The 24,405-nt window shown below is 31.9% G+C and carries 22 protein-coding genes; 14 read left to right on the top strand and 8 right to left on the bottom strand.

Going from position 1 to position 24,405, the window contains the following annotated elements:
• Positions 1-5: 5 nt before the first annotated feature.
• From BA195_RS03575 to BA195_RS03560, 4 genes are read right to left on the bottom strand one after another with little or no spacing between them, the layout of a single operon-like run.
• A complete protein-coding gene (locus BA195_RS03575; protein WP_068702514.1) occupies positions 6-383 on the bottom strand; it encodes a four helix bundle protein in 378 nt (125 codons plus the stop codon).
• 41 nt (positions 384-424) lie between these two features.
• Entirely contained in the window at positions 425-1,162 is a 738-nt protein-coding gene (locus tag BA195_RS03570; RefSeq protein ID WP_068702512.1) for a metal ABC transporter ATP-binding protein, read from the bottom strand.
• Position 1,163: 1 nt separating this feature from the next.
• Positions 1,164-2,075, bottom strand: a complete 912-nt coding sequence (locus BA195_RS03565; protein WP_068702510.1) for a metal ABC transporter solute-binding protein, Zn/Mn family — start codon at positions 2,073-2,075, stop codon at positions 1,164-1,166.
• Position 2,076: 1 nt separating this feature from the next.
• The gene (locus BA195_RS03560; RefSeq protein ID WP_068702508.1) at positions 2,077-2,733 is read right to left on the bottom strand and encodes a metal-dependent transcriptional regulator; all 657 of its coding nucleotides are present in this window, start codon (positions 2,731-2,733) and stop codon (positions 2,077-2,079) included.
• Positions 2,734-2,840: 107 nt separating this feature from the next.
• On the opposite strand from BA195_RS03560, the gene BA195_RS03555 reads away from it, so the two are divergent.
• The 7 genes from BA195_RS03555 to BA195_RS03525 all read left to right on the top strand — a co-directional run bounded on the left by BA195_RS03555 (position 2,841) and on the right by BA195_RS03525 (position 13,794).
• The gene (locus BA195_RS03555; protein WP_068702505.1) at positions 2,841-5,165 is read left to right on the top strand and encodes a TonB-dependent receptor; all 2,325 of its coding nucleotides are present in this window, start codon (positions 2,841-2,843) and stop codon (positions 5,163-5,165) included.
• A gap of 142 nt (positions 5,166-5,307) precedes the next feature.
• Positions 5,308-8,055: a TonB-dependent receptor gene (locus tag BA195_RS03550; protein ID WP_068702503.1), complete on the top strand. Its 2,748-nt coding sequence runs from the start codon at positions 5,308-5,310 to the stop codon at positions 8,053-8,055.
• A gap of 122 nt (positions 8,056-8,177) precedes the next feature.
• Positions 8,178-10,130: an autotransporter outer membrane beta-barrel domain-containing protein gene (locus tag BA195_RS03545; protein ID WP_068702501.1), complete on the top strand. Its 1,953-nt coding sequence runs from the start codon at positions 8,178-8,180 to the stop codon at positions 10,128-10,130.
• 111 nt (positions 10,131-10,241) lie between these two features.
• The gene (gene chrA, locus BA195_RS03540) at positions 10,242-11,363 is read left to right on the top strand and encodes a chromate efflux transporter (protein ID WP_068702499.1); all 1,122 of its coding nucleotides are present in this window, start codon (positions 10,242-10,244) and stop codon (positions 11,361-11,363) included.
• A gap of 80 nt (positions 11,364-11,443) precedes the next feature.
• On the top strand, positions 11,444-12,676 hold the full coding sequence (locus BA195_RS03535; RefSeq protein WP_068702497.1) for a DEAD/DEAH box helicase: 1,233 nt from the start codon (positions 11,444-11,446) through the stop codon (positions 12,674-12,676).
• Positions 12,677-12,946: 270 nt separating this feature from the next.
• Positions 12,947-13,276 (top strand): ArsR/SmtB family transcription factor, encoded by a 330-nt coding sequence (locus BA195_RS03530; RefSeq protein ID WP_068702495.1) that lies wholly within the window; start codon positions 12,947-12,949, stop codon positions 13,274-13,276.
• Positions 13,277-13,326: 50 nt separating this feature from the next.
• Positions 13,327-13,794, top strand: coding sequence for a DUF6428 family protein (locus BA195_RS03525; protein WP_068703910.1), 468 nt, complete (start codon positions 13,327-13,329; stop codon positions 13,792-13,794).
• A gap of 86 nt (positions 13,795-13,880) precedes the next feature.
• On the opposite strand, the gene rsmG is transcribed toward BA195_RS03525, so the two are convergent.
• Complete coding sequence (gene rsmG, locus BA195_RS03520) at positions 13,881-14,510, bottom strand: 16S rRNA (guanine(527)-N(7))-methyltransferase RsmG (RefSeq protein WP_068702493.1); 630 nt, start codon at positions 14,508-14,510, stop codon at positions 13,881-13,883.
• 146 nt (positions 14,511-14,656) lie between these two features.
• On the opposite strand from rsmG, the gene BA195_RS03515 reads away from it, so the two are divergent.
• The 3 genes from BA195_RS03515 (at position 14,657) to BA195_RS03505 (ending at position 17,943) form a co-directional block, all read left to right on the top strand.
• On the top strand, positions 14,657-15,748 hold the full coding sequence (locus tag BA195_RS03515; RefSeq protein WP_068702490.1) for a fatty acid desaturase family protein: 1,092 nt from the start codon (positions 14,657-14,659) through the stop codon (positions 15,746-15,748).
• 23 nt (positions 15,749-15,771) lie between these two features.
• On the top strand, positions 15,772-16,959 hold the full coding sequence (locus tag BA195_RS03510; protein WP_176714948.1) for a pyridoxal phosphate-dependent aminotransferase: 1,188 nt from the start codon (positions 15,772-15,774) through the stop codon (positions 16,957-16,959).
• Positions 16,960-17,091: 132 nt separating this feature from the next.
• The gene (locus tag BA195_RS03505) at positions 17,092-17,943 is read left to right on the top strand and encodes a hypothetical protein (RefSeq protein WP_068702488.1); all 852 of its coding nucleotides are present in this window, start codon (positions 17,092-17,094) and stop codon (positions 17,941-17,943) included.
• A gap of 16 nt (positions 17,944-17,959) precedes the next feature.
• Here the strand turns inward: BA195_RS03505 and BA195_RS03500 are convergent, their stop codons facing one another.
• A complete protein-coding gene (locus BA195_RS03500) occupies positions 17,960-18,442 on the bottom strand; it encodes a retropepsin-like aspartic protease (RefSeq protein WP_068702486.1) in 483 nt (160 codons plus the stop codon).
• 36 nt (positions 18,443-18,478) lie between these two features.
• Between BA195_RS03500 and BA195_RS03495 the strand changes: the two genes are divergently transcribed.
• From BA195_RS03495 to BA195_RS03485, 3 genes are read left to right on the top strand one after another with little or no spacing between them, the layout of a single operon-like run.
• A complete protein-coding gene (locus tag BA195_RS03495) occupies positions 18,479-19,243 on the top strand; it encodes a TatD family hydrolase (protein ID WP_068702483.1) in 765 nt (254 codons plus the stop codon).
• A gap of 4 nt (positions 19,244-19,247) precedes the next feature.
• Positions 19,248-19,646 (top strand): NUDIX hydrolase, encoded by a 399-nt coding sequence (locus BA195_RS03490; protein ID WP_068702481.1) that lies wholly within the window; start codon positions 19,248-19,250, stop codon positions 19,644-19,646.
• Positions 19,647-19,655: 9 nt separating this feature from the next.
• Positions 19,656-20,153: a methylated-DNA--[protein]-cysteine S-methyltransferase gene (locus BA195_RS03485; RefSeq protein WP_068702479.1), complete on the top strand. Its 498-nt coding sequence runs from the start codon at positions 19,656-19,658 to the stop codon at positions 20,151-20,153.
• Between the two features lie 138 nt (positions 20,154-20,291).
• Here the strand turns inward: BA195_RS03485 and BA195_RS03480 are convergent, their stop codons facing one another.
• The gene (locus BA195_RS03480; RefSeq protein ID WP_068702477.1) at positions 20,292-20,744 is read right to left on the bottom strand and encodes a nucleoside deaminase; all 453 of its coding nucleotides are present in this window, start codon (positions 20,742-20,744) and stop codon (positions 20,292-20,294) included.
• Positions 20,745-20,806: 62 nt separating this feature from the next.
• Here BA195_RS03480 and BA195_RS03475 point away from each other — a divergent pair, with 62 nt between their 5' ends.
• Positions 20,807-21,574, top strand: coding sequence for a UDP-2,3-diacylglucosamine diphosphatase (locus BA195_RS03475; RefSeq protein ID WP_068702475.1), 768 nt, complete (start codon positions 20,807-20,809; stop codon positions 21,572-21,574).
• A gap of 47 nt (positions 21,575-21,621) precedes the next feature.
• Here the strand turns inward: BA195_RS03475 and BA195_RS03470 are convergent, their stop codons facing one another.
• Positions 21,622-24,252 carry a TonB-dependent receptor gene (locus BA195_RS03470; RefSeq protein ID WP_068702473.1) on the bottom strand — a complete coding sequence of 877 codons (2,631 nt, stop codon included), beginning with the start codon at positions 24,250-24,252 and terminating at the stop codon, positions 21,622-21,624.
• Positions 24,253-24,405 lie beyond the last annotated feature (153 nt).

The raw sequence follows: 24,405 nt of genomic DNA, 5'->3' as shown, positions 1-24,405 counted from the left end.
AGTTTTTAAAGGTTAGTATTTTTGTTACGTAAATATTTTTGCAAACCTATAATCATCTTTGAAAGTTCTTCTAGTTTTTCACGAATCTCATTTTCAGACTTTTCAGAAATAAATTTTTGCCTTTTTGCAACCGAAATACAAACTACACATTCATTTGTAGAACCTAGTGCTATTTGTAAAAACCTATTAAACTGTTTGTCTGTATCTGCAGAACCTTCAGCAATGTTTAATGCAATAGAAACAGCAGCTCTATTAAATTGAGACTTCAATCCAAAACGTTCTATATCTGGAAAATTATTTGATATTTCATAAGAAAAGTCGACAAATTCAAGTGCCTTTTGATACACTTTCAAATCTTCAAACTTGAACTTTATTTCTTTCATCTTATTGATTTTTTCTTTTCTAACTACTACTTACTAAAAACTTACTGCTGTACACTTACTTTATAGTTAATTCCGTATGTTTTCGTTAGATTATCATCGTTAAAAATTTCTTTTACAGGACCTGTTGCAATCTTCTTTACATTTAAAAAAGTTACCCAATCAAAATATTCAGGAACGGTTTGCAAATCGTGATGCACTACAACTACTGTTTTTCCTGCTTTTCGTAATTCTTTTAAAATATTGATAATAGTAATTTCTGTAGTTGCATCTACTCCCTGAAAAGGTTCATCCATAAAATAGATGGAAGCATCTTGTGCCAATGCTCTAGCTAAAAAAACACGTTGTTGTTGCCCACCTGAAAGTTGCGAAATTTGTCGACTTTTAAAAGCTAGCATCCCTACTTTTTCAAGCGCTTCTAAAGCTGTTTTTTTTTGTGATTTCCCTGGTCGTTTTATCCAACCTAAACTTCCATAAGTTCCCATCATAACAACATCTAAAGCTGTGGTAGGAAAATCCCAATCTACACTTCCTTTTTGCGGAACATAAGCAACTAATTTTCGTTGTTTATCATATTGTTTCCCATAGATAGAAACACTTCCTGCAATGGGTTTTATAATTCCTAAAATAGATTTTATCAAGGTAGATTTACCCGCACCATTTGGACCAACGATAGCCATTAAAACCCCTTCAGGAATGGCTAAGTCAATATCCCAAAGTACCGGCTTGTAATTATAAGCAACCGTTAAATCATCAACCGTTACTGCGTATTTTGTTTCCATATTATTTTAATGCGTTAACAATCGTATTCACATTTGCTTTGTACATGCCTATATAAGTTCCTTCTTCTGTTCCTGCATTTCCTAAAGCATCAGAATATAACGTTCCACCAATTAGCACTTCTTGATTTTTAGATTTTACAGCTTCTTGCAAAGCTTCAATAGTTCGTTTCGGAACAGAACTTTCTACAAAAATTGCTTTTACATTAGTATCTATAATAAAACGCGCTAACTTCTGAACATCCTGAACACCAGCTTCTGTTGCTGTTGATAATCCTTGTAAACCAACAACCTTAAATTGATGTTGGTTTCCGAAATAATTAAACGCATCGTGTGCGGTTACTAAAATTCTTTTCTCTATTGGTAATTCGTTTATTTTGCTTTCAACCTCTTTATTTAAAGCTACTAGTTTGTCTAAATATTCTTTCCCGTTTTGCTGATAAAAAGCAGCATTTTTAGTATCTATTTCTGCTAATTTTTCTGCGACGTATAATGTTATTTTCCTCCAGTTATTAATATCAAACCAAATATGAGGATCGTAATTTGACGCAAATAATTCAGAACTTATTAAATCATTTTTATTAATTATGTCAGAAACTATAATCGTTTTTTTATTTTGATGTTGCATCTTTTCAAAAACCTCTTCTAATTTACCTTCCAAATGTAATCCGTTATAGATAACAACATCAGCATTAAATAATTTTGAAACATCGCCTTCGCTAGCTTTATACAAGTGCGGATCTACTCCTGCACCCATCAAACCTTTAACCTCTAATTTATCACCTCCAATATTTTTCACTAAATCGGTAATCATCGTAGTGGTTGTAACTACTTTTAATTTACCGTTTTTGTTTTTTGCTTTTTTACCACAACTTACTACTAATAAGATTATCAATACTAATGCTACTTTCTTCATCTTAATTTTTTTGTATATAAATATTGTTTGCCACTTTATTTGAAATCGTCATTTCTTTTCCGTTGATTTTCACTAGAAAAGAATCATCAAAAGGTTCTTTGTACATAATTGTTATTTGCTGCCCTAAAGCAATACCTTGTTTGTCTAAAAAACGTAAAAACTCAGAAGAAGAATCATTTACGCCAACTAAAACACCCGTCTCGTCTTTTATTAAAACCGAAAGTAAACTTTTTTCAATAATTTGTAGATTTCCTTCTTTATCAGGAATCGGATCACCATGTGGATCATGTGTAGGAAAATCTAATAAAGCATCTAATTCATCTATTAATTTAGGTGATTTTATATGTTCTAATTGTTCAGCAACTTCATGCACTTCATCCCAAGAAAAATTAAGTTTTTCTACTAAAAAAACTTCCCACAAACGATGTTTTCGAATAATATTCGCTGCCGTTTTTTTTCCGAGATCAGTTAACGTAACTCCTTGATATTTCTTATAAACAACAACTTCTTTGTCAGATAATTTTTTAATCATATCTGTTACCGAAGATGCCTTTGTTTTTAAACTTTTAGCAATAGCGTTTGTACTAATTCCTTTATCAGACATTACTGCTAAATGATAAATGGTTTTTATATAATTTTCTTCTGACTGGCTAAACATTGTATTTTTTTAACTTTACAAATATATAATTTTTCATTTATATAAAATAATTTTTAGTCTTGTCTAAAAATTTATTTACATTTGCGTAAAAATTAAAACAATCAGCAATGAAAAATTCTATTCTTCTAATCATTTTATTTACAACAACCTTTGTAAAAGCACAAATAATCACAGGAAAAACAACTAACGCTAAAGGAGAAACAATTCCTTTTGCAAATATTCTTATAAAAGGAACAAACATTGGCACAACTACTGATAAAAATGGAAATTACACACTTGAAACATCAAAAAATAAATTTGTTTTAGTTGCTTCTTCTTTAGGGTATTTATCAGAACGAAAAAACATCAATTTAAAATCATCCGAAGAAAAAAAAGTTAATTTTATACTAAAAGAAACTGCTGAAATTTTAGACCAAGTAACTGTTACAGGAACAAGAACAGATAAACGACAAACCAACAGTCCGGTAATTGTAAATGTAATTAACAGTGAAACTTTAGCTGACGTTCAAGCATGTAATTTATCTGAAGGGTTAAAATTCCAAACAGGTTTACGAGTAGAAACCGATTGCCAAACCTGTAACTATACACAACTTCGTATGAATGGATTAGCCGGGGGATATTCGCAAATATTAATTAATGGACGCCCAATTTTTAGTCCACTAACAGGCTTGTATGGTTTAGAACAAATTCCTACAAATATGATAAATCGTATCGAAGTGGTTCGCGGTGGAGGCTCTGCACTTTATGGTTCTAGCGCTATTGGTGGTACTGTAAACGTTATCACCAATATTCCTAAAAAAAATGAGTACAGCATTGGTTACACATACCAAAATATTAAAGGAACTTCTGATCATATTATTACGGGTAACGCTACTGTTATAAATGATGAAAAAAACGCAGGAATTTCATTTTTTATAAACAATAGAGCTCGAGAAATTTATGATCATAATGGTGATAATTATTCTGAGCTTCCACAATTAAAAAACAACTCATTTGGTACTAATTTATTTTTTTTACCTACCGAAAATCAGAAGATAGAAATTAACTTTAGTAAAATGAACGAATATCGTTATGGTGGCGAAATGATTAAAACAGCTCCGCATTTTGCATTGCAATCTGAAGAAAGAACACATGATGTGTATGCTGGTAATATTGATTATCAAATTAATTTTAACGATGATAATAGTTCAATTATCACCTATTTTTCTTCTCAGTATACCGATAGAGATCATTACACTGGAGTGCGCCCAGAAGCAGGAACAACTGAAGACACTGCACATTTAGCAAATCCACCTTATGGTAATTCTGAAACTACTACTTTTCAAGGAGGATTACAGTTTAACCATAAATTAGATGATTTTTTAAAAGGGAATAATATATTAACTATCGGAACGGAGTTTGTACAAGATGATGTATTTGATGAAATTGATGCTTATCAATACAAAGTAGATCAGGTTACTCAAAATTACGGGTTCTTTTTTCAGAGTGATTGGGAAATAAACGAAAAGTGGAATTTACTTGCAGGGGTTCGTTATGATCACCATAAATTAAATGCCTTGAAAAAAGATGGCACAAAAAAAACACTTATTAACAATGTAGCAAGCCCACGAGTTTCTTTATTATTTAAACCTTTTGAAAAAGGACAATTAAGAGCAACTTGGGGTACAGGTTTTAGAGCACCACAAGCTTTTGACACCGATTTACACATTGCTTTTGCCGGCGGAGGAATATCAAGAGTGCAACTTGCTGATGATTTAAAAAGAGAACGTTCAAATAGCTACACTGTTTCTTTTAATTACGATCAACCAACCGAACATTATATTTACGGATTTACTGTTGAAAGTTTTTATACCAATTTACAAGATGCTTTCTTTTTAGAAGCTATAGGAGAGGATGCTTTTGGAGAGGTTTTTGAAAAAAAGAATGGTGATGGCGCTGTTGTAAAAGGAATTACACTAGAAACACGTTTAAACTACGATGGTATCTTTCAGTTTGATGCTGGTTTTACTTATCAGTCGAGCAAATACAATACGGCAGTAACCAATTCTAATGTATTAGAAACAAAAAGAGAATTTTTACGTACACCAAATACTTATGGTTACGCAACTGCAACCTATACCCCTAATCAAAAGTTTAAAACAGCTTTAAATTTAGTATATACCGGCAAGATGAATGTTTTGCATTTAGCATCTAATCAAAACTTAATACAGGATGAATATTTTACTTCTCCATCATTTTTTAATGTAGGTATTAATTCAAGCTATAAATTCGAATTAGAAAAACTACAAACAAATATTGAGTTTACAGTAGGGGTTAAAAACATTTTTGATAGTTATCAATCAAAATTTGATATAGGAAACGAGCGAGACAGCAACTTTATATACGGGCCTGCAACTCCTAGAACCTACACTTTAGGAATTAAAATATTTTAACCGTTAACAATATGGTAACAATTACCCTTACCTCATAACACTAAACAAACATTCTGATAATGCAACATTAATTTCTAGTTAACATTACTTTTACTTCTTAGATTGAATTTTGCCCTTAAATAATATAGAATTCAATTTAGTAATGAAAAAAATACTATTCGTAGCTTTTTTAAGCTTATGTAATTTAGCCTTTTCTCAAAGCAAAGGTACTGTTTCTGGTGTGGTTACAGACAAAGAAATGAACAATGAAGCACTACCTTTTGCAAATGTTTTTATCAAAGGAACCTCAATAGGAGCAACTACAGATATAGATGGTAAATATAGCCTTAGCGCACCTGAAGGAAATCAAACGATTGTTTTCAGTTTTGTTGGTTATCAGACCATAGAAAAAAATATTGTTATTAAGGCAAACCAAGGAGTAATTGTTAATCAAGCAATTGGCGCAAACGAAGGTGTTGCATTAGATGAAGTTCAAATTAACGCAACAGTTAGTAAAGAAAAATCAAGTGCTTTATTATTAGAGCAAAAGAAAGCTGTTATAATTAAAGAAAGTATTGGTGCTCAAGAATTAGCTAAAAAAGGTGTTTCAGATGCAGCAACAGCAACTACAAAAATTGCTGGAGTTAATAAAAGTGAAGGTTCAGGTAATATATATATTCGTGGTTTAGGCGATAGATATTTATCTACAACAATGAACGGACTCCCTATTCCTTCTGATGATGTAAGTAACAAAAATGTTGATTTAGGTTTATTTAACACCAATGTTATACAAAATGTTGGTATTAGTAAAACGTATGCTACTTCTAGTTATTCAGACCAAGCATCAGGTAATGTAGATGTTTCATCAAAAGAATATACTAAAGATATTTTCTCGATTAGCATTAGCGGTGGAGGAAACTCAAACGCTTTAGATGTTGACAATTTTAAACAAAGTACTATTAGTGATGATGTAACTTTTGGATTTCATAAAAAAAAGTATGCTTTACAAAACTTAATGACATTACAAGGATGGGACACTAAAAACGTAGCAACTCCTATCAATTATGGAATTTCATTATCAGGCGCTAAGAAATTCAACTTTCTTAACAAACAATGGAAAGTTTTAACATCTATTTCACACTCAAAATCTGCTGAATACAGAAGTGGATTATTTAAATCATACAGATCAAATGTATTAAACAACTCATTTACTGATGTTGAAAATTTTATCTCAAAAACAAATAGTACGGGGTACATAAGAGTAGATGTTAAGTTAAATGACAACAATAAAATAAAGTACAACACCTTATTTGTAAACAAAGGAGAAGATGGTTTGTATGAACAAGGTAGAAACGGCGAAGGCTATGTGTTTGACCAAGACCCGCAAGAAGATGGAGCTTTTGTAAGAGATCAAAACTTTAAACAAACCACCATGTTTATAAACCAATTAATGGGGGAACATAAGTGGAATAAAAACAACCAATTAAATTGGGCTACTGGTTATAATTACGTTTTAGCCGAAGAACCTAATCGTATCAGAAATGAAGTAAATATTTTAAACCCAACCACAAGCCCATTAATTCAATTTGCTCACGTAGGAGATTATCAGCAAAGAAAATCTTCTCAAAAAATTGAAGATATTGAATACAACGCTTACATTGAAAACCAATGGTCTTTAGGGCAAGTAGCTGACGAATATGATGCCAAACCTTATAAATTAAACTACGGTTTAAATTTTCGTAAAAAAGAAAGAAGTTTTAACTCATTGTTTTTAGGTTTTAGAGCAAAAGGCTTTACCGCCCCTTCTATCGATCAAATCTCAGAAGTTTTACAATTAGGAACAAATTCAGGATTAACTTTAAGAGAACAGCAACCTGACTTTTACCAAGGTGAATTATTAGTTTTAGCTGCATATACTAATTTTGATTTTAAATTTGACAACAAACTATCTGGTAACATTGGTTTACGTTTTGAAAGAGATGAAATAGATATGTCTTGGGATGTATCAAATCGTCCTGGGAGATACGGAACAACTAACAAAGTATACGAAAGTTTATACCCAAGTGTTAACTTAAAATACGAATTAAACGACAGAAACTTTATTCGTTTTGCTTCAAGTGTAACACAAACATTACCAGAATTTAAAGAATTATCTCCTTTCGAATATGTATCTCCAACAGGTCGTGTTATTGGAGGTAATGAAAACTTAGAAAAATCAGACGTATATAATCTTGATTTAAAATGGGAGTTTTTTCCTAGCAGAAGCGAATTACTTTCAGCTACTGCCTTTTACAAGCAAATCAACAATCCGATTAACCTAACTCAAGATCAAGGTTCATCAGGTTACTTTAAATTTTTTAATACCGGAGATCAAGCAGATATTATAGGTTTAGAGCTTGAAGGTAGATTTGATTTATTAAAAAACGATGAAGACGAAACTGTTTTAAACGCTACTGCTAACTTAACAAAAATGTGGTTCAATCAAGATTTAGATGCTAAATACCAATTTAAAGGTAAAAGCGAATCTGAGTTACAAGGCGCTTCTGACTTTATTGTTAACGGTTCTATCGGATACTCAAATAATAAAGAAAATGAATTTTCTGCTACACTAACAGGTAACTATTCATCTGATAAAATTTACGCATTAGGAGCTCCTGAAGATTTTACTAACAGCGCTACTCTTTATAATGATGAAATTATTGAAAAAGGGTTTGTAACTCTTGATTTAGTTATAAGTAAACAATTATTTAAAGGATTTACAGCTAAACTTGTAGGTAAAAACCTATTAAACCCAGCTATCAAACAAACACAACTAGTTCGTAATTTAAATACTTTAATTGAAACAAACGAAACTGTGTTGTCTTATAAAAAAGGGAGACAGCTTTCATTAAGCTTAAACTACAATTTCTAACAAACACAAAACCTTAATTTAACATTTAACTTTTTATATAACAATCAGTTAATATTTAGTTAAAAGAAACAAAAAACGAAGGCTTTTAATTTGCATAACGAAATTAAACAAAACAAATAAAAATGAAAAGACCATTTAAATTATTAAGTATTGCTGCTTTATCAATCGCTGCTTTAACATTTACAAATTGTAGTAGTGATGATCCAGCAATTTTACCTCCAGATACTTCTAATGTTGTAGAAAAATTAAAGAGTGGTATTATGAGTGGTGAACTTACCGAAGATTACACATTAACTAGCCCATCATACGCATTAACAAGTGCTTTTATTATTAAAGAAGGTGCTACTTTAACAATACCTGCTGGTACAAGTATTGTTGCTGATGCTAGCGGAACTGACATCTACTTAGCAGTATTACAAGGTGGTAAAATCAACATTAACGGAACCAATAACAACCCGGTTGTTATGAGTTCTGCTGAAGGTAAACCTGGAGATTGGGGTGGTTTAACCATATGCGGTAAAGCAACTACCACTGCAGGAACAGATGTTACTGCTGAAGTTGGTGGATTTATTTATGGTGGTAATGATGACGCTGATAATTCTGGAGTTATAAAAAATCTAGTAATTAAAGGTACAGGAGCACAAATAACTATAGATGCTCAATACAATGGAGTTTCTTTTTACTCAGTAGGTTCAGGTACAACTGTTGAAAATATTGCTGTTTTTGATGGTGCTGATGATGGTGTAGAGTTTTTTGGAGGTACGGTTTCTGCTAAGAACATCTACTTAGAAAATTTAGAAGACGATGCTATTGATTGGACAGAAGGATGGAATGGTACTATTGAAAACTCTTATGTTGTTAATACTAAAATTGATTTCTCAACAGTTGTAGAGGCTGACAAAGATAACGGAAACCCTAAATTAGTTAACCTTACAGCTAAATCGATCGTAGGAGGTACAGCTTTACAATTTAAAAAGAATTCTGGTGCTACAATTACAAATTTACATATAGATGGATATGATAAAAACATCGATATGAAAGATGACGGTGCTTTATCTAATGTTATTATTGACGGTAGTGCAGCTCAAACTGATAAAGACTATATGGATGGTACTAAAGTAGACATCTCTAGCTGGTCATTCATTAACGGAGAAATTGTTGAAATCACTCCTTTGGTAGGTGAAGTTACCGGAAACATCACATTAACAGCTGATAAAACATACAATTTAACAGGTTCTTACATCGTTAAAGATGGAGGTATTTTAAATATTGAAGCAGGAACAAAAATCATTGTTGATGCTAAAGGAACGGATGTATACATAGCAGTTTTACAAGGTGGTAAAATTAACATTAACGGTACTGCTGATGCTCCTGTTGTAATGAGTTCTGCTAACGGTCAACCTGGAGATTGGGGTGGATTAACCATCTGTGGTAAAGCAACTACCTCTGCAGGAACTGATGTTACTGCTGAAGTTGGTGGATTCAACTATGGAGGTAATGACGATGCAGACAACTCTGGATCTGTTAAATATTTAGTTATTAAAGGAACTGGTGCTCAAATTAATATTAATTCTCAATACAACGGAGTTTCTTTTTACTCAGTAGGTTCTGGTACAACTGTTGAAAACATTGCTGTTATTAACGGTGCTGATGATGGTGTTGAATTTTTTGGAGGAACAGTTTCTGCTAAAAATTTATACTTAGTAAATAACGAAGATGACTCAGTAGATTGGACTGAAGGATGGAACGGTAAAGTAACTAACACTTACATTTCTCATACTATTGATAATTTTTCAACTGCTTTTGAAGGAGATAAAGTAAATGGTAATCCTCAATTTGAAAACTTAACTGCTATTTCAACTACCGGTGGTACAGGATTACAGTTTAAAAAACAATCAGGTGCAACTATTACTAATATCTGGTTAGAAGGGTATGATACAAACATCGACATGAAAGATGATGGTGATTTATCAAATGTTAAAATAGATGGAGCTGACGCTTCTACAACTGCTGACTATAAAACAGGTACAAAAGTAGATGTTTCTACTTGGTCTTGGAAATCAGCTGGATTATAATATAACTCATTACAATAATGAAAAACCGAGCCTCACAGCTCGGTTTTTTTTGCTATAAAGAGAAATCTAGCTACTTTTTAATAAATTCGCTATTACTAACAACAAAGGTTGATGTCTCAAAAAAACGACTTAAAAGAAATTGCCAAACTATTTTTTAAACTAGGAAGCATCGCTTTTGGTGGGCCTGCAGCTCATATTGCAATGATGGAAGATGAAGTAGTAAAGAAAAGAAAATGGATGACGCAAGATCATTTTTTAGACCTTATCGGAGCTACCAATTTAATTCCCGGCCCAAACTCAACCGAAATGACGATGCATTGCGGTCATGAAAAAGCAGGTTGGAAAGGCTTAATTGTTGCAGGATTTTCATTTGTTTTTCCTGCTGTTATTATTACTTCAATTTTTGCATGGTTATATCAAGAATATGGACAACTACCAAAAGTTGAGCCTTTTATTTATGGCATAAAACCAGCTGTAATTGCCGTAATCATTATGGCAGCTTACCGACTAGGTAAAAAAGCTATTAAAAATATGCAATTAGCAATTCTAGGTTTAATCGCGCTAATTTTATGTTTATCAAGCATCAACGAAATCATCACGCTATTAAGTTGTGGTTTATTTGGGTTTGTTTTTTATCTTTTTCAACAAAAAAAGAATACGCTACACAGCTTTATTCCATTTTTACTATTTCAATCTAGTGAACAGTTAAACTTAAGCAACTTAAAAATTGGACTTACTTTTTTAAAAATAGGAACCATTTTATATGGTAGTGGCTATGTTTTATTTGCTTTTTTAGATACCGAACTCGTTGCAAACGGTTGGTTAACCAGGCAAGCATTGATTGATGCCGTTGCAGTCGGACAAATTACGCCTGGCCCCGTTTTATCAACCGCTACTTTTATCGGGTGGCAGCTAAACGGAATAACAGGAGCATTAGTTGCTACAATCGGAATCTTTTTACCTTCTTTTATTTTCGTTTTAATTCTAAATCCATTAATGCCAAAAATTAGAAAATCTAATATCATCCGTGCAGTTTTAGATGCCGTTAACGTGGCTGCCGTGGCATTGATTATTGCAGTTTGCCTTAACATGGCTAAAGATACGCTAACCGACTGGCGAACCATTGTTATTGCCATTATTAGTTTAATTACTGTATTTGGATTTAAAAAACTAAACAGTGCTTTTATTGTTTTAGAAGGATCTATTTTTGGTTTCATATTAACTTATATATAAATTTTTACCACCCTGTAAAGTATATTTTAAACAACCTATATCGTTTCATTTACAGTATCTTTGCAAAAAATAAAGAAGCAATGCAATTTTCAGATTTACATCTTAACAAAGCTATTTTAAAAGCATTAAACGAAGAAAGGTATCACAAAGCTACATTAGTGCAGCAAAAAGTAATTCCACTTGCGTTAAGTGGAAAAGATGTAATTGTTGGTTCGCAAACCGGATCAGGAAAAACCGCCGCTTTTGCTTTGCCTATTATAAACGAATTATCTAAAAAACAAGACTCAGAAAAGGGCGAAAAGAAAATAAAAGCTTTAATCATAAGTCCTACGAGAGAATTAGCCATACAAATTCAAGATAACTTTACCATCTATAGTAAGTATACAAATTTACGAACAACTGCTGTGTATGGAGGTATTTCAACAAAACCTCAAAAAGATGTTTTAGCAAAAGGCGTTGATATTTTAATTGCAACACCAGGGCGTTTTATTGATTTGTACAAACAAGGAAGCATTGATTTACGCTTATTAAAAACTTTTGTTTTAGATGAAGCCGATTTAATGTTAGACATGGGTTTTATTCAAGATGTAAGAAAAATTGAAGAGCTTTGTCCTCGTAAAAAACAAACACTCCTATTTTCGGCTACCATGCCCGAAAAAGTAAACGATTTAGCAAAATCGATGCTTTACAAACCAGAAACTGTTAATGTTATTCCTACCGACAATTCGGTTAATAAAATTGGGCAATTATTATATTACACTCCCAAAAAAAACAAAGTAGATTTATGTTTACACTTACTACGTAATACTATTCAAGGACGCATAATTATTTTTAGGCGTACCAAATTTGGCGTTGATAAATTAGAGCAAACACTTATAAAAAATGGCTATAAAGTAACCAGTGTACACGGTGATAAAACACAAATTTTACGCAACCAAGCCATTGAAGATTTTAAAAACAACAAAGCAAACATTTTAATTGCTACCGATGTTGCTGCACGCGGTATAGACATTCATAAAATTGATGCCGTTATTAATGTAGACATCCCCAATGTACCCGAAACCTATGTACATAGAATTGGTAGAACAGGTAGAGCAGGAAAATCTGGAATTGCCTTTTCACTTTGTAGTGCCGATGAAACTAGCTACATAAAAGCAATTCAAGAATTTTTAAAGAGACCAATAAAAATCATTGAAGATCATCCGTTTCTTTTAGTAAAACCAAAACATAAAAAGCAACCAAATACCATTAGTAAAAACAAAAAAGGGCGAAAATCCGAAGCTTCAAAAAAGAAGAAAAAACGCTGGTATTAAAAAGTAAAACTCTCAAAACCTCTTCAAATCTACCGAAGGGGTTTTTAAATTTTTAACTAAAATAAATTGAAGCTATTACCCGCTTTACGCACTCGCTCTCTGCGAGGAGCTCAAACAAATGCTGCAATCGGGGCTAAGCTAACTTACAAAGTTTTTGCAAATCGATAAACAACGCTCACAAATCTTTTAAGCAATAAAACCCCTTCTAAAAACGGTATATTTTGTTAAATCAAATATTAATCGTAATATTGCAATATAATAATTATCTTAATGGGGCTTACCAAATCAGAAATATTTACACCACAACAAAATGACCTTGCTAAAATAGCAAAAGTACTAGGGCATCCAGCACGTATTGCTATTTTACAATACCTATTTAAAATAAATTCGTGTGTATGTGGCGATTTAGTGAATGAAATAGGCTTGGCGCAACCAACAATATCCCAACACTTAAAAGAATTAAAAAATCTGAATCTTATCAAAGGAAACATTGAAGGAACCAGCGTTTGTTATTGTATAGATCAAGAAAATTGGACTAACATAAAAACCTTATTAAATAGTTTTTTAAACCTTGACAGCAACCCAAATACTTGCTGTTAAAAAAATTTACAATCATTAATCGTAATATTACAATTAAAATAAAAAAACACATGAAATTATCAGAAATTAAAAACCATCTAGCTTCTTTAAAAACCATCGCTTTTCAATTACCAAATGGTCAATTAGTACCCAACCATTTTCATGTAACGGAAGTTGGAAAAATCACCAAAAACTTTATTGATTGTGGCGGAACCGTAAGAAACGAAGAAGTAGTAAACTTTCAATTATGGGAAGCTGATGATTACGATCACAGGTTACACCCAGAAAAGTTAACACATATTATTGAACTTTCAGAAAAAGTATTAAATATTCCTGATTTAAATATCGAAGTAGAATACCAGGGAAATACTATTGGTAAATATGGATTAGATTTTGACGGTACAAATTTCTTACTAACCTCTACAAGAACAGATTGTTTAGCAAAGGATAATTGTGGAATTCCTCAAGAAAAACCAAAATTAAAATTTTCAGAATTACAACAACAAAATGCTTGTGCCCCAAACTCAGGATGCTGCTAAAAAATAAAAACTGTCTAGAATTGAATCATTAAGTATACAAGATTCGGTTTTAGGCAGTTTTTAAATCATCGTTTAAAATATGGTAGTTAGGCTTTAAACTTCATCCCTAAATGCACCACTTTTTTAGTTTCAAAAAAATCTTCTTCAAAAAAATCAGGTAAATTATAAATGGTTGCTGATGTATATTTTTCTAGCTCTACCGATAAATCACCACCTTTTAAGTATAAAATTCCGTTTTTTAAATCATGGTTTTGCTTTTTTGATATTTTCCCTTTTGTCCAACCAACAAAAGTTTCCATTTGTGCAACAGCTCTACTAACAATAAAATCGTATGTATCTTTAACCTCTTCAACACGTCCGTTAGTTGTTTTTACATTTTGTAGGCCCAAACCTTCAGCAACCTCGTTTACTACTTTTATTTTTTTTCCGATAGAATCAACCAAATGAAATTGTGTTTCTGGAAATAAAATAGCTAATGGAATCCCTGGAAAACCGCCACCAGTACCAACATCCATTACTCTAGATCCCGGTTTAAACTGCATTACTTTTGCTATTCCTAGAGAATGCAATACGTGACGTAAATACAATTCATCAATATCTTTACGAGAAACAACATTAATTTTTAAATTCCAATCTTCATATAACTCTTGTAATTTAGAAAACTGGTCTAACTGTGTTTCAGTTAAATTGCTGAAGTATTTTTTTATAAGTTCCATTAAATAATTTTTTCGTTGCAAAAATAAAAAACTAATTCCGTAATCGTTATTTATCTAACAAAAGATATATTTATTGTTAAAAAGTTAAACTAGACAATAACCATCTAGTAAAAACGTTTATTTTTGCGGTTTGTAATACAAAATTCATGAAGACAATAAACTTCTCAAGAACAAATAATGCAAAGTTCTTTCGAACTCTAAACAAACGAGTTAATTCTTATTTTAAAGAGAATAATATAAAACGTACTGGTAACTGGAAACTATACTCCAAAGCTATTGTTATGTTTACCGCTTTTTTAGTACCATTTATATTAATATTAACAGTAAACATGCCGCAATGGTTAATGGCGCTACTTATTGTAATTACTGGTGTTGGTATGGCTGGCGTGGGCATGAATGTAATGCATGATGCTAATCATGAATCTTTTTCAAGCAAAAATTGGCTAAATAAATTAATGGGGAGCAGTATTTATATTTTGGCTGGTAATGTGTATAATTGGAAAGTACAACATAATGTTTTGCATCATACGTTTACCAATATAAAAGGGCATGATGAAGATATTGATGCAGGTAGAATTATTCGTTTTTCTAAACACTCAAAATGGTTACCAATACATAAATTTCAAAAGTTTTACTCAATATTTTTATACGGACTATTAACCATTAACTGGGCTATAACAACCGACTTTAAGCAAATGAGTAATTATTTAAAACGTAAATTATCCTACGGTAAATTTCCAAACCCTAAAATAGAATGGACAAAATTAGTAATCTCTAAAGTTATCTATTATTCTTTATGGATTTTATTACCATTACTTGTTTTAAACATTGCTTGGTGGAAAGTTTTAGTAGGTTTTTTTATTATGCATTATACCGCTGGTATGATTTTAAGTGTAGTGTTTCAATTAGCACATGTAGTGCCAAATACTAAAATGCCTTTACCAGATAAAGAAGGTAATTTAGAACATACGTGGGCGGTACATCAACTATACACCACTTCTAACTTTGCGCCTAAAAACTGGTTAATTAATTTTTATACTGGTGGATTAAATCATCAAGTAGAACACCATATTTTTCCTAACATCTCGCACATTCATTATAATAAATTAGCAAAAATAGTGCGTGAAACTGCTGAGGAATTTAATTTACCTTACAACGAATACAAAACAATGACAAGAGCACTTATTGAGCACTTTAAACAACTAGGCTCTTTAGGAAAAGAACCTCAATTAGCATAAATAACACACAACTAAACAATACAATGTCAAATCCATTATCAAACAGAATTAACAGTTTACCTGTATCGCAAACCTTAGCAATGGCTGCTAAAGCAAGAGAATTAAAAGCCGCTGGTAAAGATATTATTAGCTTAAGTTTAGGAGAGCCTGATTTTAACACTCCTGATTTTATTAAAGATGCTGCTATCGAAGCAATTAATCAAGATTATAATTCATACACTCCTGTTGATGGATATGTAGAATTAAAAGAAGCTATTTGCGAAAAATTTAAACGTGATAATGATTTAACTTATACACCAAATCAAATTGTTGTATCAACAGGGGCAAAACAATCAATTGCAAACATTGCACAAGTTTTATTAAACCCTGGTGACGAAGTTTTATTACCTGCACCTTATTGGGTAAGTTATTCTGCAATTGCAACTTTATGCGAAGCTAAATTTGTTGAAATTCCATCATCTATCGATAGTGATTTTAAAATTACTCCAGCACAATTAGAAGCAGCGATTACGCCAAAAACAAAGATGATTTTCTTTAACTCTCCCAACAATCCAAGCGGAACAATTTATTCGGAGAGTGAATACAGAGCATTGGCTAAAGTATTAGAAAAACATCCGCAGATATACATACTATCAGACGAAATTTACGAGCATATTAATTACGGAACAAAACCGTTTAGTTTTGCTGCTATCGAAAACATGTTCGATCGTACTATTACCGTAAACGGATTAGCTAAAGCATTTGCTATGACTGGTTGGAGAATAGGTTTCATTGGCGCTCCCCAATGGATTGCTAAAGCTTGTACTAAAATGCAAGGGCAAATAACATCGGGTACAAACTGTATTGCACAGCGCGCTGCAATTACTGCTGTTTTAGCCGAACCAACTAAAGTACAATACATGGTTGATGAATTTAAAACGCGTAGAAATATGGTTTTAGAGCTATTAGGTGAAATAGACGGATTTAAACTAAACGTACCTGAAGGTGCTTTTTATGTTTTCCCTGATATTTCTGCTTTCTTCGGAAAAACCTTTAAAGGTAAAGAAATTAAAAATGCAAGCGATTTTTCTATGTTATTGTTAGAAGAAGCCAACGTAGCAACCGTTACAGGTGAAGCCTTTGGTGCTCCTGATTGTATTCGTATGTCTTACGCGGCGTCAGAATTACAATTACGTGAAGCTATTAAGAGAATTAAAGAAGTATTAAGTTAATCTTTATACGTTTTATATATAAAAAGGGTAGTAATTTTAAAATTACTACCCTTTTTTATTTCTTTTAAGATATTTTTACAAGACTCTAACTTAGAGAAGACCAAACATTCAAAAGTTTTTATTGAACATCAAATGAACATATTACTTGCTATTACTAATATACTTTTTAACCCTTTTTCTTTTTTAATTTTTATCTCATTTTCATTTAAAAAAGATTCGTATTTCTTTACTAAAGAGGGTACAAATGTTATGAAACTGAAATTAGTACCCTATTTACTCTTCTACTCAATTTATCTAACCACTATACTCTGTGTAACCTATCTTTTTAGTTTTTACAATGATTTTAATTTCTGGGAAGTTTTTATTCCTAAAAATTTATATATTTCATCAATTACTTGGCTAATAACAGCTATTACTTTACGCGCTTATTTAAAAGGAATGGAAGGTAATATTATGGGCTTTATATTTTTCCCCTTACTTATACTATCAATATTAACCTTAACCATATTTAGCTTTTTTGATATATTATCTTACCCAAAATTACTAACATCAAACCTACCTATACTAAAAATAAATTTCTGGCTTAGACTACTTATACATTCCTTTTGCCCTTTTTACATTATAGTTTTTCTTAATTCTAAAGAACATGAGAAAAGAGAAAAAGATGATTTTATTACACCTCTTTTAAGCAGTCTAATACTACAGTTTATGTTTTTTAGTATTAATTGGGTTATTACTTATTTATTTGGCACACCGCTTACCTTTTCACTATTTTTTGGAGAAGGACAAACCATTGTGTACTATATACCAATGATTGGAGGTTTCTTCCTTTTTGTACTATTCTTTTTATCTAAAATAATACCTACAGAAAAAAGTAAACGATACAAACTAGAAACCATATCCTACTATGTAACCTTTATTAACTTTGGTCTTATAATTTTAGAACTTATAAATTACCTCAACTTAATAAGTGCTTCTTTTTAATAAAAAAGTCTTAGAATTAAAACGGAACTTTTACCAAATTTTTACGTTTTCTCTTTTTTAATTTTTTCAAATACAATACTTTTTTATCGTAGTCTATAAATGCTTTTCCGTTCTCTAAAACATCAGCACCAATAATTCCATTTACTTTATCAGCCTTATGCTGTGTTAAAGCCGTATTTACATGACTCAAGTCAAACAACACTAAATTACATTGATTGGTTTGCCATTTACCAATTTTTAACCAATTATTTTCTGATTTTTTCGTTTCCATATCCGTAGCTCCAGCTCCAGCAGCCTTCACCTCACTCTCTTCAGATATTAATTTAAAATGTTCTATTAAATCTAATCCAACACATGAATTTGAAGCACCTGTATCCAAAATAAACGTCCCTTTAACACCATTAATTTCAGCTTTTAACTCTAAATGATTGGTAACAATTTTTTTAAGTTTAATTTTTATATACTTCTTTTTCTTTAATACTTTTTTCAAACTTGCCATTTCTCGTACTTTTGTCCTGTAAATATACAGCAATAAATGATTACCGATACACACACCCATTTATACTCAGACCAGTTTGATGATGATAGAAATGAAATAATGCAGAGCGCTAAAGATGCAGGAGTTTCACGTTTCTTTATTCCAGCAATAGACAGTTCTTACACTGAAAGAATGTTTGATTTAGAAAAAAATTATCCGAATGATGTTTTTTTAATGATGGGACTACACCCTACATCTGTTAAAGAAAATTACAAAGAAGAACTGGCACATGTAAGAGAGTGGATTGATAAACGTAACTTTTATGCAATTGGCGAAATTGGAATTGATTTATATTGGGACAAAACATTTTTACCTCAACAACAAGAAGCTTTTAAAACACAGATTCAATGGGCAAAAGAAAAAAAACTACCCATCGTAATTCACTGTCGCGATGCCTTTGATGAAATTTTTGAAGTGTTAGAAAGTGAAAAAGGAGATGACTTATTCGGTATTTTTCATTGTTTTACAGGTACTTTAGAACAAGCAAAAAAAGCAATTTCATATAACATGAAATTAGGTATTGGAGGCGTTGCTACTTTTAAAAACGGAAAAATAGATAAATTTTTAAATCAAATCGATCTTAAACACATTGTTTTAGAAACCGATTCGCCGTATTTAGCACCAACACCATACAGAGGCAAACGTAATGAAACCGCATATATTACCAACGTGGTAGATAAATTAGTAGATATTTACGGCGTTTCTTTTGATGAAATTGCTGAAATAACTACACAAAATTCAAAAGATATTTTTAAAGTGTAAGCGAATGAAAGAGATTGACAAAATTGCTTTAATTAAAATTACAAACGGAAAAATACTAAGTACACGCTCTAAAGGAAAAAAGAAATTTTACATTCCTGGAGGAAAAAGAGAAAGCTACGAAACCGACCAAGAAACCTTAATTCGAGAAATTAAAGAGGAGTTACAGGTAGATATTGCCCCTAAATCAATTACTTATTTCGGCACCTTTATAGCACAATCTGACGGAGACAAAACAGGTGTTCTTGTAAAAATGACTTGCTATAAAGCTACGTATATAGGAACCCCCAAGCCAAGCAATGAAATAGCAGAAATAAAATGGTTAAATTTTAACGATTTAAATAATATTTCAGAAGTTGATAAAAAAATATTCAAGGTTTTAAAAGAAAAAGAAGAGCTAACTTAAAATGATGTTTTGAAAACAGAAACAACTTATTACAAAACACCAATTGGCACAGCAAAAATTGTTGGAAATGAAAACGGAATTCAATCAGTTTCTGTGTTAGATGATGATTTCTCTACTCCGCTCGAAATGACAAAAAACAAAAATATTCCACCTTCTTTGCTAAAATGTATTACACAATTAGACGAATATTTTGCAGGCACACGAACAACCTTTCATTTAAAATTAAATCCACAAGGCACTAAATTTCAACAATCCGTTTGGAACGAATTACAAAACATTCCTTTTAATAAAACCCGAAGTTATTTACAACAAGCCAAGCAATTAGGCGACCCAAAGGCAATTAGAGCCGTAGCATCTGCCAACGGTAAAAACCCTATTTGGATAATTATTCCCTGCCACCGAATTATAGGTTCAAATGGCTCACTTACAGGATATGCAGGCGGTATTTGGCGAAAAAAATGGCTATTAGAACACGAAAGTGGTTGTAAACAACAAACATTGTTTTAAATATTAATACTTGAAGCTATTTCCCGCTTTTCGCACTCGCTCTCTGCGAGGAGCTCAAACAAATGCTACAATCGGGGCTAAGCTTAATTACCAAAAATAAAGTTCATCCCACAATTTAGTTATACTTTTAAAAAACAACTAATTCAAATTACGTTTTTCAGCAAAGAATTTCTTTAATAAAAAACTACACTCTTCAGCCAAAACTCCCGACACTATTTTTGTTTTCGGATGTAACTTTGTTCCTAAAACAGAAAAACCTAATTTAGGTTCACTTGCACCATATACTATTTTACCTACCTGTGTCCAATAACTTGCCCCTGCACACATTTGGCAAGGCTCAAGTGTAACATATAACACACAATCTTTTAAATACTTTCCGCCTAAAAAATCAGCAGCAGCAGTAAAAGCTTGCATCTCGGCATGCGCAGTAACATCGTTTAACATTTCTGTTAAATTATGCGCTCTAGCAATTATTTTATCTTTAAAAACAATTACAGCACCCACAGGAACCTCACCTTTATCAAAAGCCATTTCTGCCTCTTGCAACGCTTTTTTCATAAAATAAGTATCGTCAAACGGGTTTATTTCCATGGTATTCTTAGTGTTTTTAACAAAAGTAGCTCAAATTAGTTATTTTTACCAAAAATTACAATTTGATTTCCATTACCACTTCCGAAAATAAAAAAGTATATTTTGCTTCCGATCAACATTTAGGAGCGCCAACTTTAGAAGCTAGTTACCCGCGAGAACAAAAATTTGTTGCTTGGTTAAACGAAGTTAAAAAAGATGCTGAAGCTATATTTTTACTTGGAGATTTGTTTGATTTTTGGTTTGAATATAAAACCGTTGTCCCTAGAGGATTTGTACGTGTTTTAGGTAAATTAGCCGAAATTAAAGATAGCGGAATCCCAATTTATTTTTTTGTTGGAAACCATGATTTATGGATGCATGATTATTTTGAAAAAGAGCTAAATATTCCTGTTTTTCATAAACCACAAGAGTTTACCATAAACGGAAAAACTTTGTTAATTGGGCACGGAGATGGTTTAGGACCTCACGACAAAGGTTACAAACGCATGAAAAAGGTATTTACTTTTAAGCCTTTTAAATGGCTATTCCGTTGGTTACACCCCGACTTAGGAGTTCGTTTAGGACAATACATGTCTGTTAAAAACAAAATGATTTCTGGCGATGAAGACGCTAAGTTTTTAGGCGAAGAAAATGAATGGCTAGTACAATATTGCAAACGAAAACTAGAAACAAAACAGTATGATTATTTTGTTTTTGGACATCGTCATCTTCCTTTAGAAATTAAACTTAATCAAAATAGCGAGTACATAAACACTGGTGATTGGGTTCAATATTTTACCTACGGAGTTTTTGAAGATAAAAAACTATCTTTAAAAAAATATAATTCATAAAAAAAGCACCTTTTCAGGTGCTTTCTATATAAAATAAATGTTTCTTTTTAAAATTTAAATGTAAACCCTGCTTTAAACATTGTTCCACTAAATCCAAATTGATTTACTTCCCAAGGATATTTAAAACGTCCTCCTAAATCAGTAGTAACATCTCCTTTTGCTTCAACCTCATCTGGGTAAATATCAAATAAATTATTTACCTGCGCTGTAAAAGAAACTACCTCAGAAAATTCATATCCGAAAGATAAATCCGTAATTACTTTACCACTAAAAGTTTGATCTTTATTTGGATCAGTTGCATGTTGCCATGTTACTTCACCAAAATAGGTGTTATTTAAACCAGCACTAAACTTATTGATTTTATAATCTGCTCCGAATAAAAACTTACTACTCGGTCTAGCACTAATAATTCTTGATTGTTCTTTTCTATTAAAAATTGCATTCTTATAACCCGATAATTTTGAAGGTGTTTTCACCTCTCCTTCTAATTTTGTACGGTTAAGGTTTAAAGCTAAATTTATTCCTAATTTTCCTGATGCGAAATCAATATTTTTATAACGCATTGTATAATCAATACCTTCTGTCTTAGTATCTGCTGCATTTATAAAAAACTTAATACTTGTAACCTTATTATCATCTAAAATTTGTTGCACTGCTGCATTAGGATTTCCGTTATCATCAGTTCCAGTAATTTCACCAGAAAATAAAACTCTATCCTCAATTCTTACATTATAATAATCTAATGAAATAGTAAAATTATTAGATGCCTTTACTGTTAAACCTGCCGAAATACTTTTAGAAGTTTCTGCAAATAATGATTCCACACCTAAATCTTTAATTACTGGACTTACGTTATTAAATGTACCTTGGTTAGAAATTGTACCACCAGAAAGTAATGTTTGTACATTGCTTAAATATACTTGATGTAATGAAGGAGCTCTAAAACCAGTACCGTATGATGCACGTAATACTCCAGCTTCACCTAATTTATATCTTGAATTTAATTTCCAAGAAGTGTTTCCTCCAAAATCAGAATAATTTTCATAACGAACTGCACCTCCAATTAAAAATTTTTCAGACACATCCCAATCCAATGTTGCGTATCCTCCGATGTTTGTTCTTGTTTCGTTTAAAGCGTTTCCTGGTTGTAATCCTGGAAAAGACTGTGCCCCTCCATCAATATAAGACTCTTCTTGCCCAGCGGTAACATCAAATTTTTCTTGACGCCCCTCAAAACCTAATCCAACACTCACTTCTCCAAAAGAACGACTCACATCAAAATTACCTATAATGTTACTAAAAGCATATGCTCCTGCATCAAAAGATGTAGGGCTACTAGCTCCTAAGCTTGGATTTAATGTGTTACCAATCGTATACCCTACAGAGTTCCTACCATAACTTGCACTCGCATCTGCATCAAATTCGCCTAACTTAAACTTTGTTCCTGCTGTAAATAAGAAGTCTTTAATATCTGTTTCAAAGGTCGGTTGAAAACCTTGGTATTCTGTTCCTGCATCGTGTAATAAATTATGAGGATCTTGAACCCAATACGGAGTTCTATAAAGAGCAAAACTTTTTCCCTGTCTAATATTAAACCCTCCAAAAGCATATACTTTTGTATTATCATTTAAAGGATATTCAGCATTTACAAATAAATCTCCTTTTTTCATTTCTGGCTGCCCAATATTCATTCCTAAATCCGGGTTATCTCTTGTCCACTGATTATCAACCCCAAACAATCCGTCTTTACCAGGCTCTCCTGCTCGGTTTGTTTTATCTTGATAACTCATACCAAGCGTAGCATTTACATACCCACCATCACCAAACGTAAAAGTATGGTTAACATCAGCTTCGGCATTAAATCCATCACCTTCTTTGGTAACTCCTGCATTAACATTTACCTGTGTAAAGTCAATATTTTTCTTTAAAATAATATTGATAACTCCAGCAACCGCATCAGATCCATATTGTGCAGAGGCACCATCACGTAAAACTTCAATTCTTTCAATTGCTGCTGTAGGAATACTTTTCATATCTACTCCAACCTCTCCTTTACCTGGAGTATCGTTTACATACACTAAAGCACTTTGATTTTTACGTTTTCCATTTACCAACACAAGTGTTCTACTTGGTCCTAAACCTCTTAAATCAGCTGGATCAAAGTGAGCTGTACCATCAGAAATTGATTGACTTGTTGAATTGTAAGAAGGAATTGCATAAGTTAACATTTTAGCTATATCAGTTTGTCCGGTAGCCTGCAATTCTTTTAAACTCACATTGTCAATAGGAACTGCCGAATCTAAAATTGTTCTAGGCTTCGAACGGTTACCTGTTAATACTACCTCATTTAAAACATTCCCCTCTTTTAAGACAACGTTTACATAGTAATTTTCAAAAACAGTTTGTTCTATTGATGTAAACCCAACTGATGAAAACACCAAGGTCACAGGTAATTTTTTTACATCAAGAGAAAACTCTCCGTTTTCGTTGGTACTAACTCCACTTACCGTGTTTTTTTTCAAAACATTTACAAAAGGAAGCGGCTCTCCGCTCTCATCAATTACCTTTCCTTTAATTGTTTGACCAAACATTGTTGTAAAAGACAATAATAAGGCACTAATAAAAAGAAAGGTCTTTTGCTTTACAGCATGACTTTTAATTTTAATTGTTTTATTCATATTGAAATAGTTAATTTTCTATAAACATACTAATATTTAAACAACACAACAAACAAAATGTTAAAATAATCACAAAATAAAAACACATACAATAATTAAAATGATGTGTTTTTTAGCTTTAACCATACTTTAACATCAGTTATTTTCTTATTA

The organism is Tenacibaculum soleae (genome assembly GCF_001693415.1).
Lineage (GTDB): Bacteria > Bacteroidota > Bacteroidia > Flavobacteriales > Flavobacteriaceae > Polaribacter > Polaribacter soleae.
The sequence above is the reverse complement of the archived record's forward strand: the minus strand, read 5'-3'. Positions and strand labels throughout refer to the sequence as shown.

Excerpts from the sequence above, each read along its gene's own strand:
- BA195_RS03575 (WP_068702514.1), bottom strand. The coding sequence starts at position 383 with ATGAAAGAAATAAAGTTCAAGTTTGAAGATTTGAAAGTGTATCAAAAG.
- BA195_RS03570 (WP_068702512.1), bottom strand. The coding sequence starts at position 1,162 with ATGGAAACAAAATACGCAGTAACGGTTGATGATTTAACGGTTGCTTAT.
- BA195_RS03565 (WP_068702510.1), bottom strand. The coding sequence starts at position 2,075 with ATGAAGAAAGTAGCATTAGTATTGATAATCTTATTAGTAGTAAGTTGT.
- BA195_RS03560 (WP_068702508.1), bottom strand. The coding sequence starts at position 2,733 with ATGTTTAGCCAGTCAGAAGAAAATTATATAAAAACCATTTATCATTTA.
- BA195_RS03555 (WP_068702505.1), top strand. The coding sequence starts at position 2,841 with ATGAAAAATTCTATTCTTCTAATCATTTTATTTACAACAACCTTTGTA.
- BA195_RS03550 (WP_068702503.1), top strand. The coding sequence starts at position 5,308 with ATGAAAAAAATACTATTCGTAGCTTTTTTAAGCTTATGTAATTTAGCC.
- BA195_RS03545 (WP_068702501.1), top strand. The coding sequence starts at position 8,178 with ATGAAAAGACCATTTAAATTATTAAGTATTGCTGCTTTATCAATCGCT.
- chrA (WP_068702499.1), top strand. The coding sequence starts at position 10,242 with ATGTCTCAAAAAAACGACTTAAAAGAAATTGCCAAACTATTTTTTAAA.
- BA195_RS03535 (WP_068702497.1), top strand. The coding sequence starts at position 11,444 with ATGCAATTTTCAGATTTACATCTTAACAAAGCTATTTTAAAAGCATTA.
- BA195_RS03530 (WP_068702495.1), top strand. The coding sequence starts at position 12,947 with ATGGGGCTTACCAAATCAGAAATATTTACACCACAACAAAATGACCTT.
- BA195_RS03525 (WP_068703910.1), top strand. The coding sequence starts at position 13,327 with ATGAAATTATCAGAAATTAAAAACCATCTAGCTTCTTTAAAAACCATC.
- rsmG (WP_068702493.1), bottom strand. The coding sequence starts at position 14,510 with ATGGAACTTATAAAAAAATACTTCAGCAATTTAACTGAAACACAGTTA.
- BA195_RS03515 (WP_068702490.1), top strand. The coding sequence starts at position 14,657 with ATGAAGACAATAAACTTCTCAAGAACAAATAATGCAAAGTTCTTTCGA.
- BA195_RS03510 (WP_176714948.1), top strand. The coding sequence starts at position 15,772 with ATGTCAAATCCATTATCAAACAGAATTAACAGTTTACCTGTATCGCAA.
- BA195_RS03505 (WP_068702488.1), top strand. The coding sequence starts at position 17,092 with ATGAACATATTACTTGCTATTACTAATATACTTTTTAACCCTTTTTCT.
- BA195_RS03500 (WP_068702486.1), bottom strand. The coding sequence starts at position 18,442 with ATGGCAAGTTTGAAAAAAGTATTAAAGAAAAAGAAGTATATAAAAATT.
- BA195_RS03495 (WP_068702483.1), top strand. The coding sequence starts at position 18,479 with ATGATTACCGATACACACACCCATTTATACTCAGACCAGTTTGATGAT.
- BA195_RS03490 (WP_068702481.1), top strand. The coding sequence starts at position 19,248 with ATGAAAGAGATTGACAAAATTGCTTTAATTAAAATTACAAACGGAAAA.
- BA195_RS03480 (WP_068702477.1), bottom strand. The coding sequence starts at position 20,744 with ATGGAAATAAACCCGTTTGACGATACTTATTTTATGAAAAAAGCGTTG.
- BA195_RS03470 (WP_068702473.1), bottom strand. The coding sequence starts at position 24,252 with ATGAATAAAACAATTAAAATTAAAAGTCATGCTGTAAAGCAAAAGACC.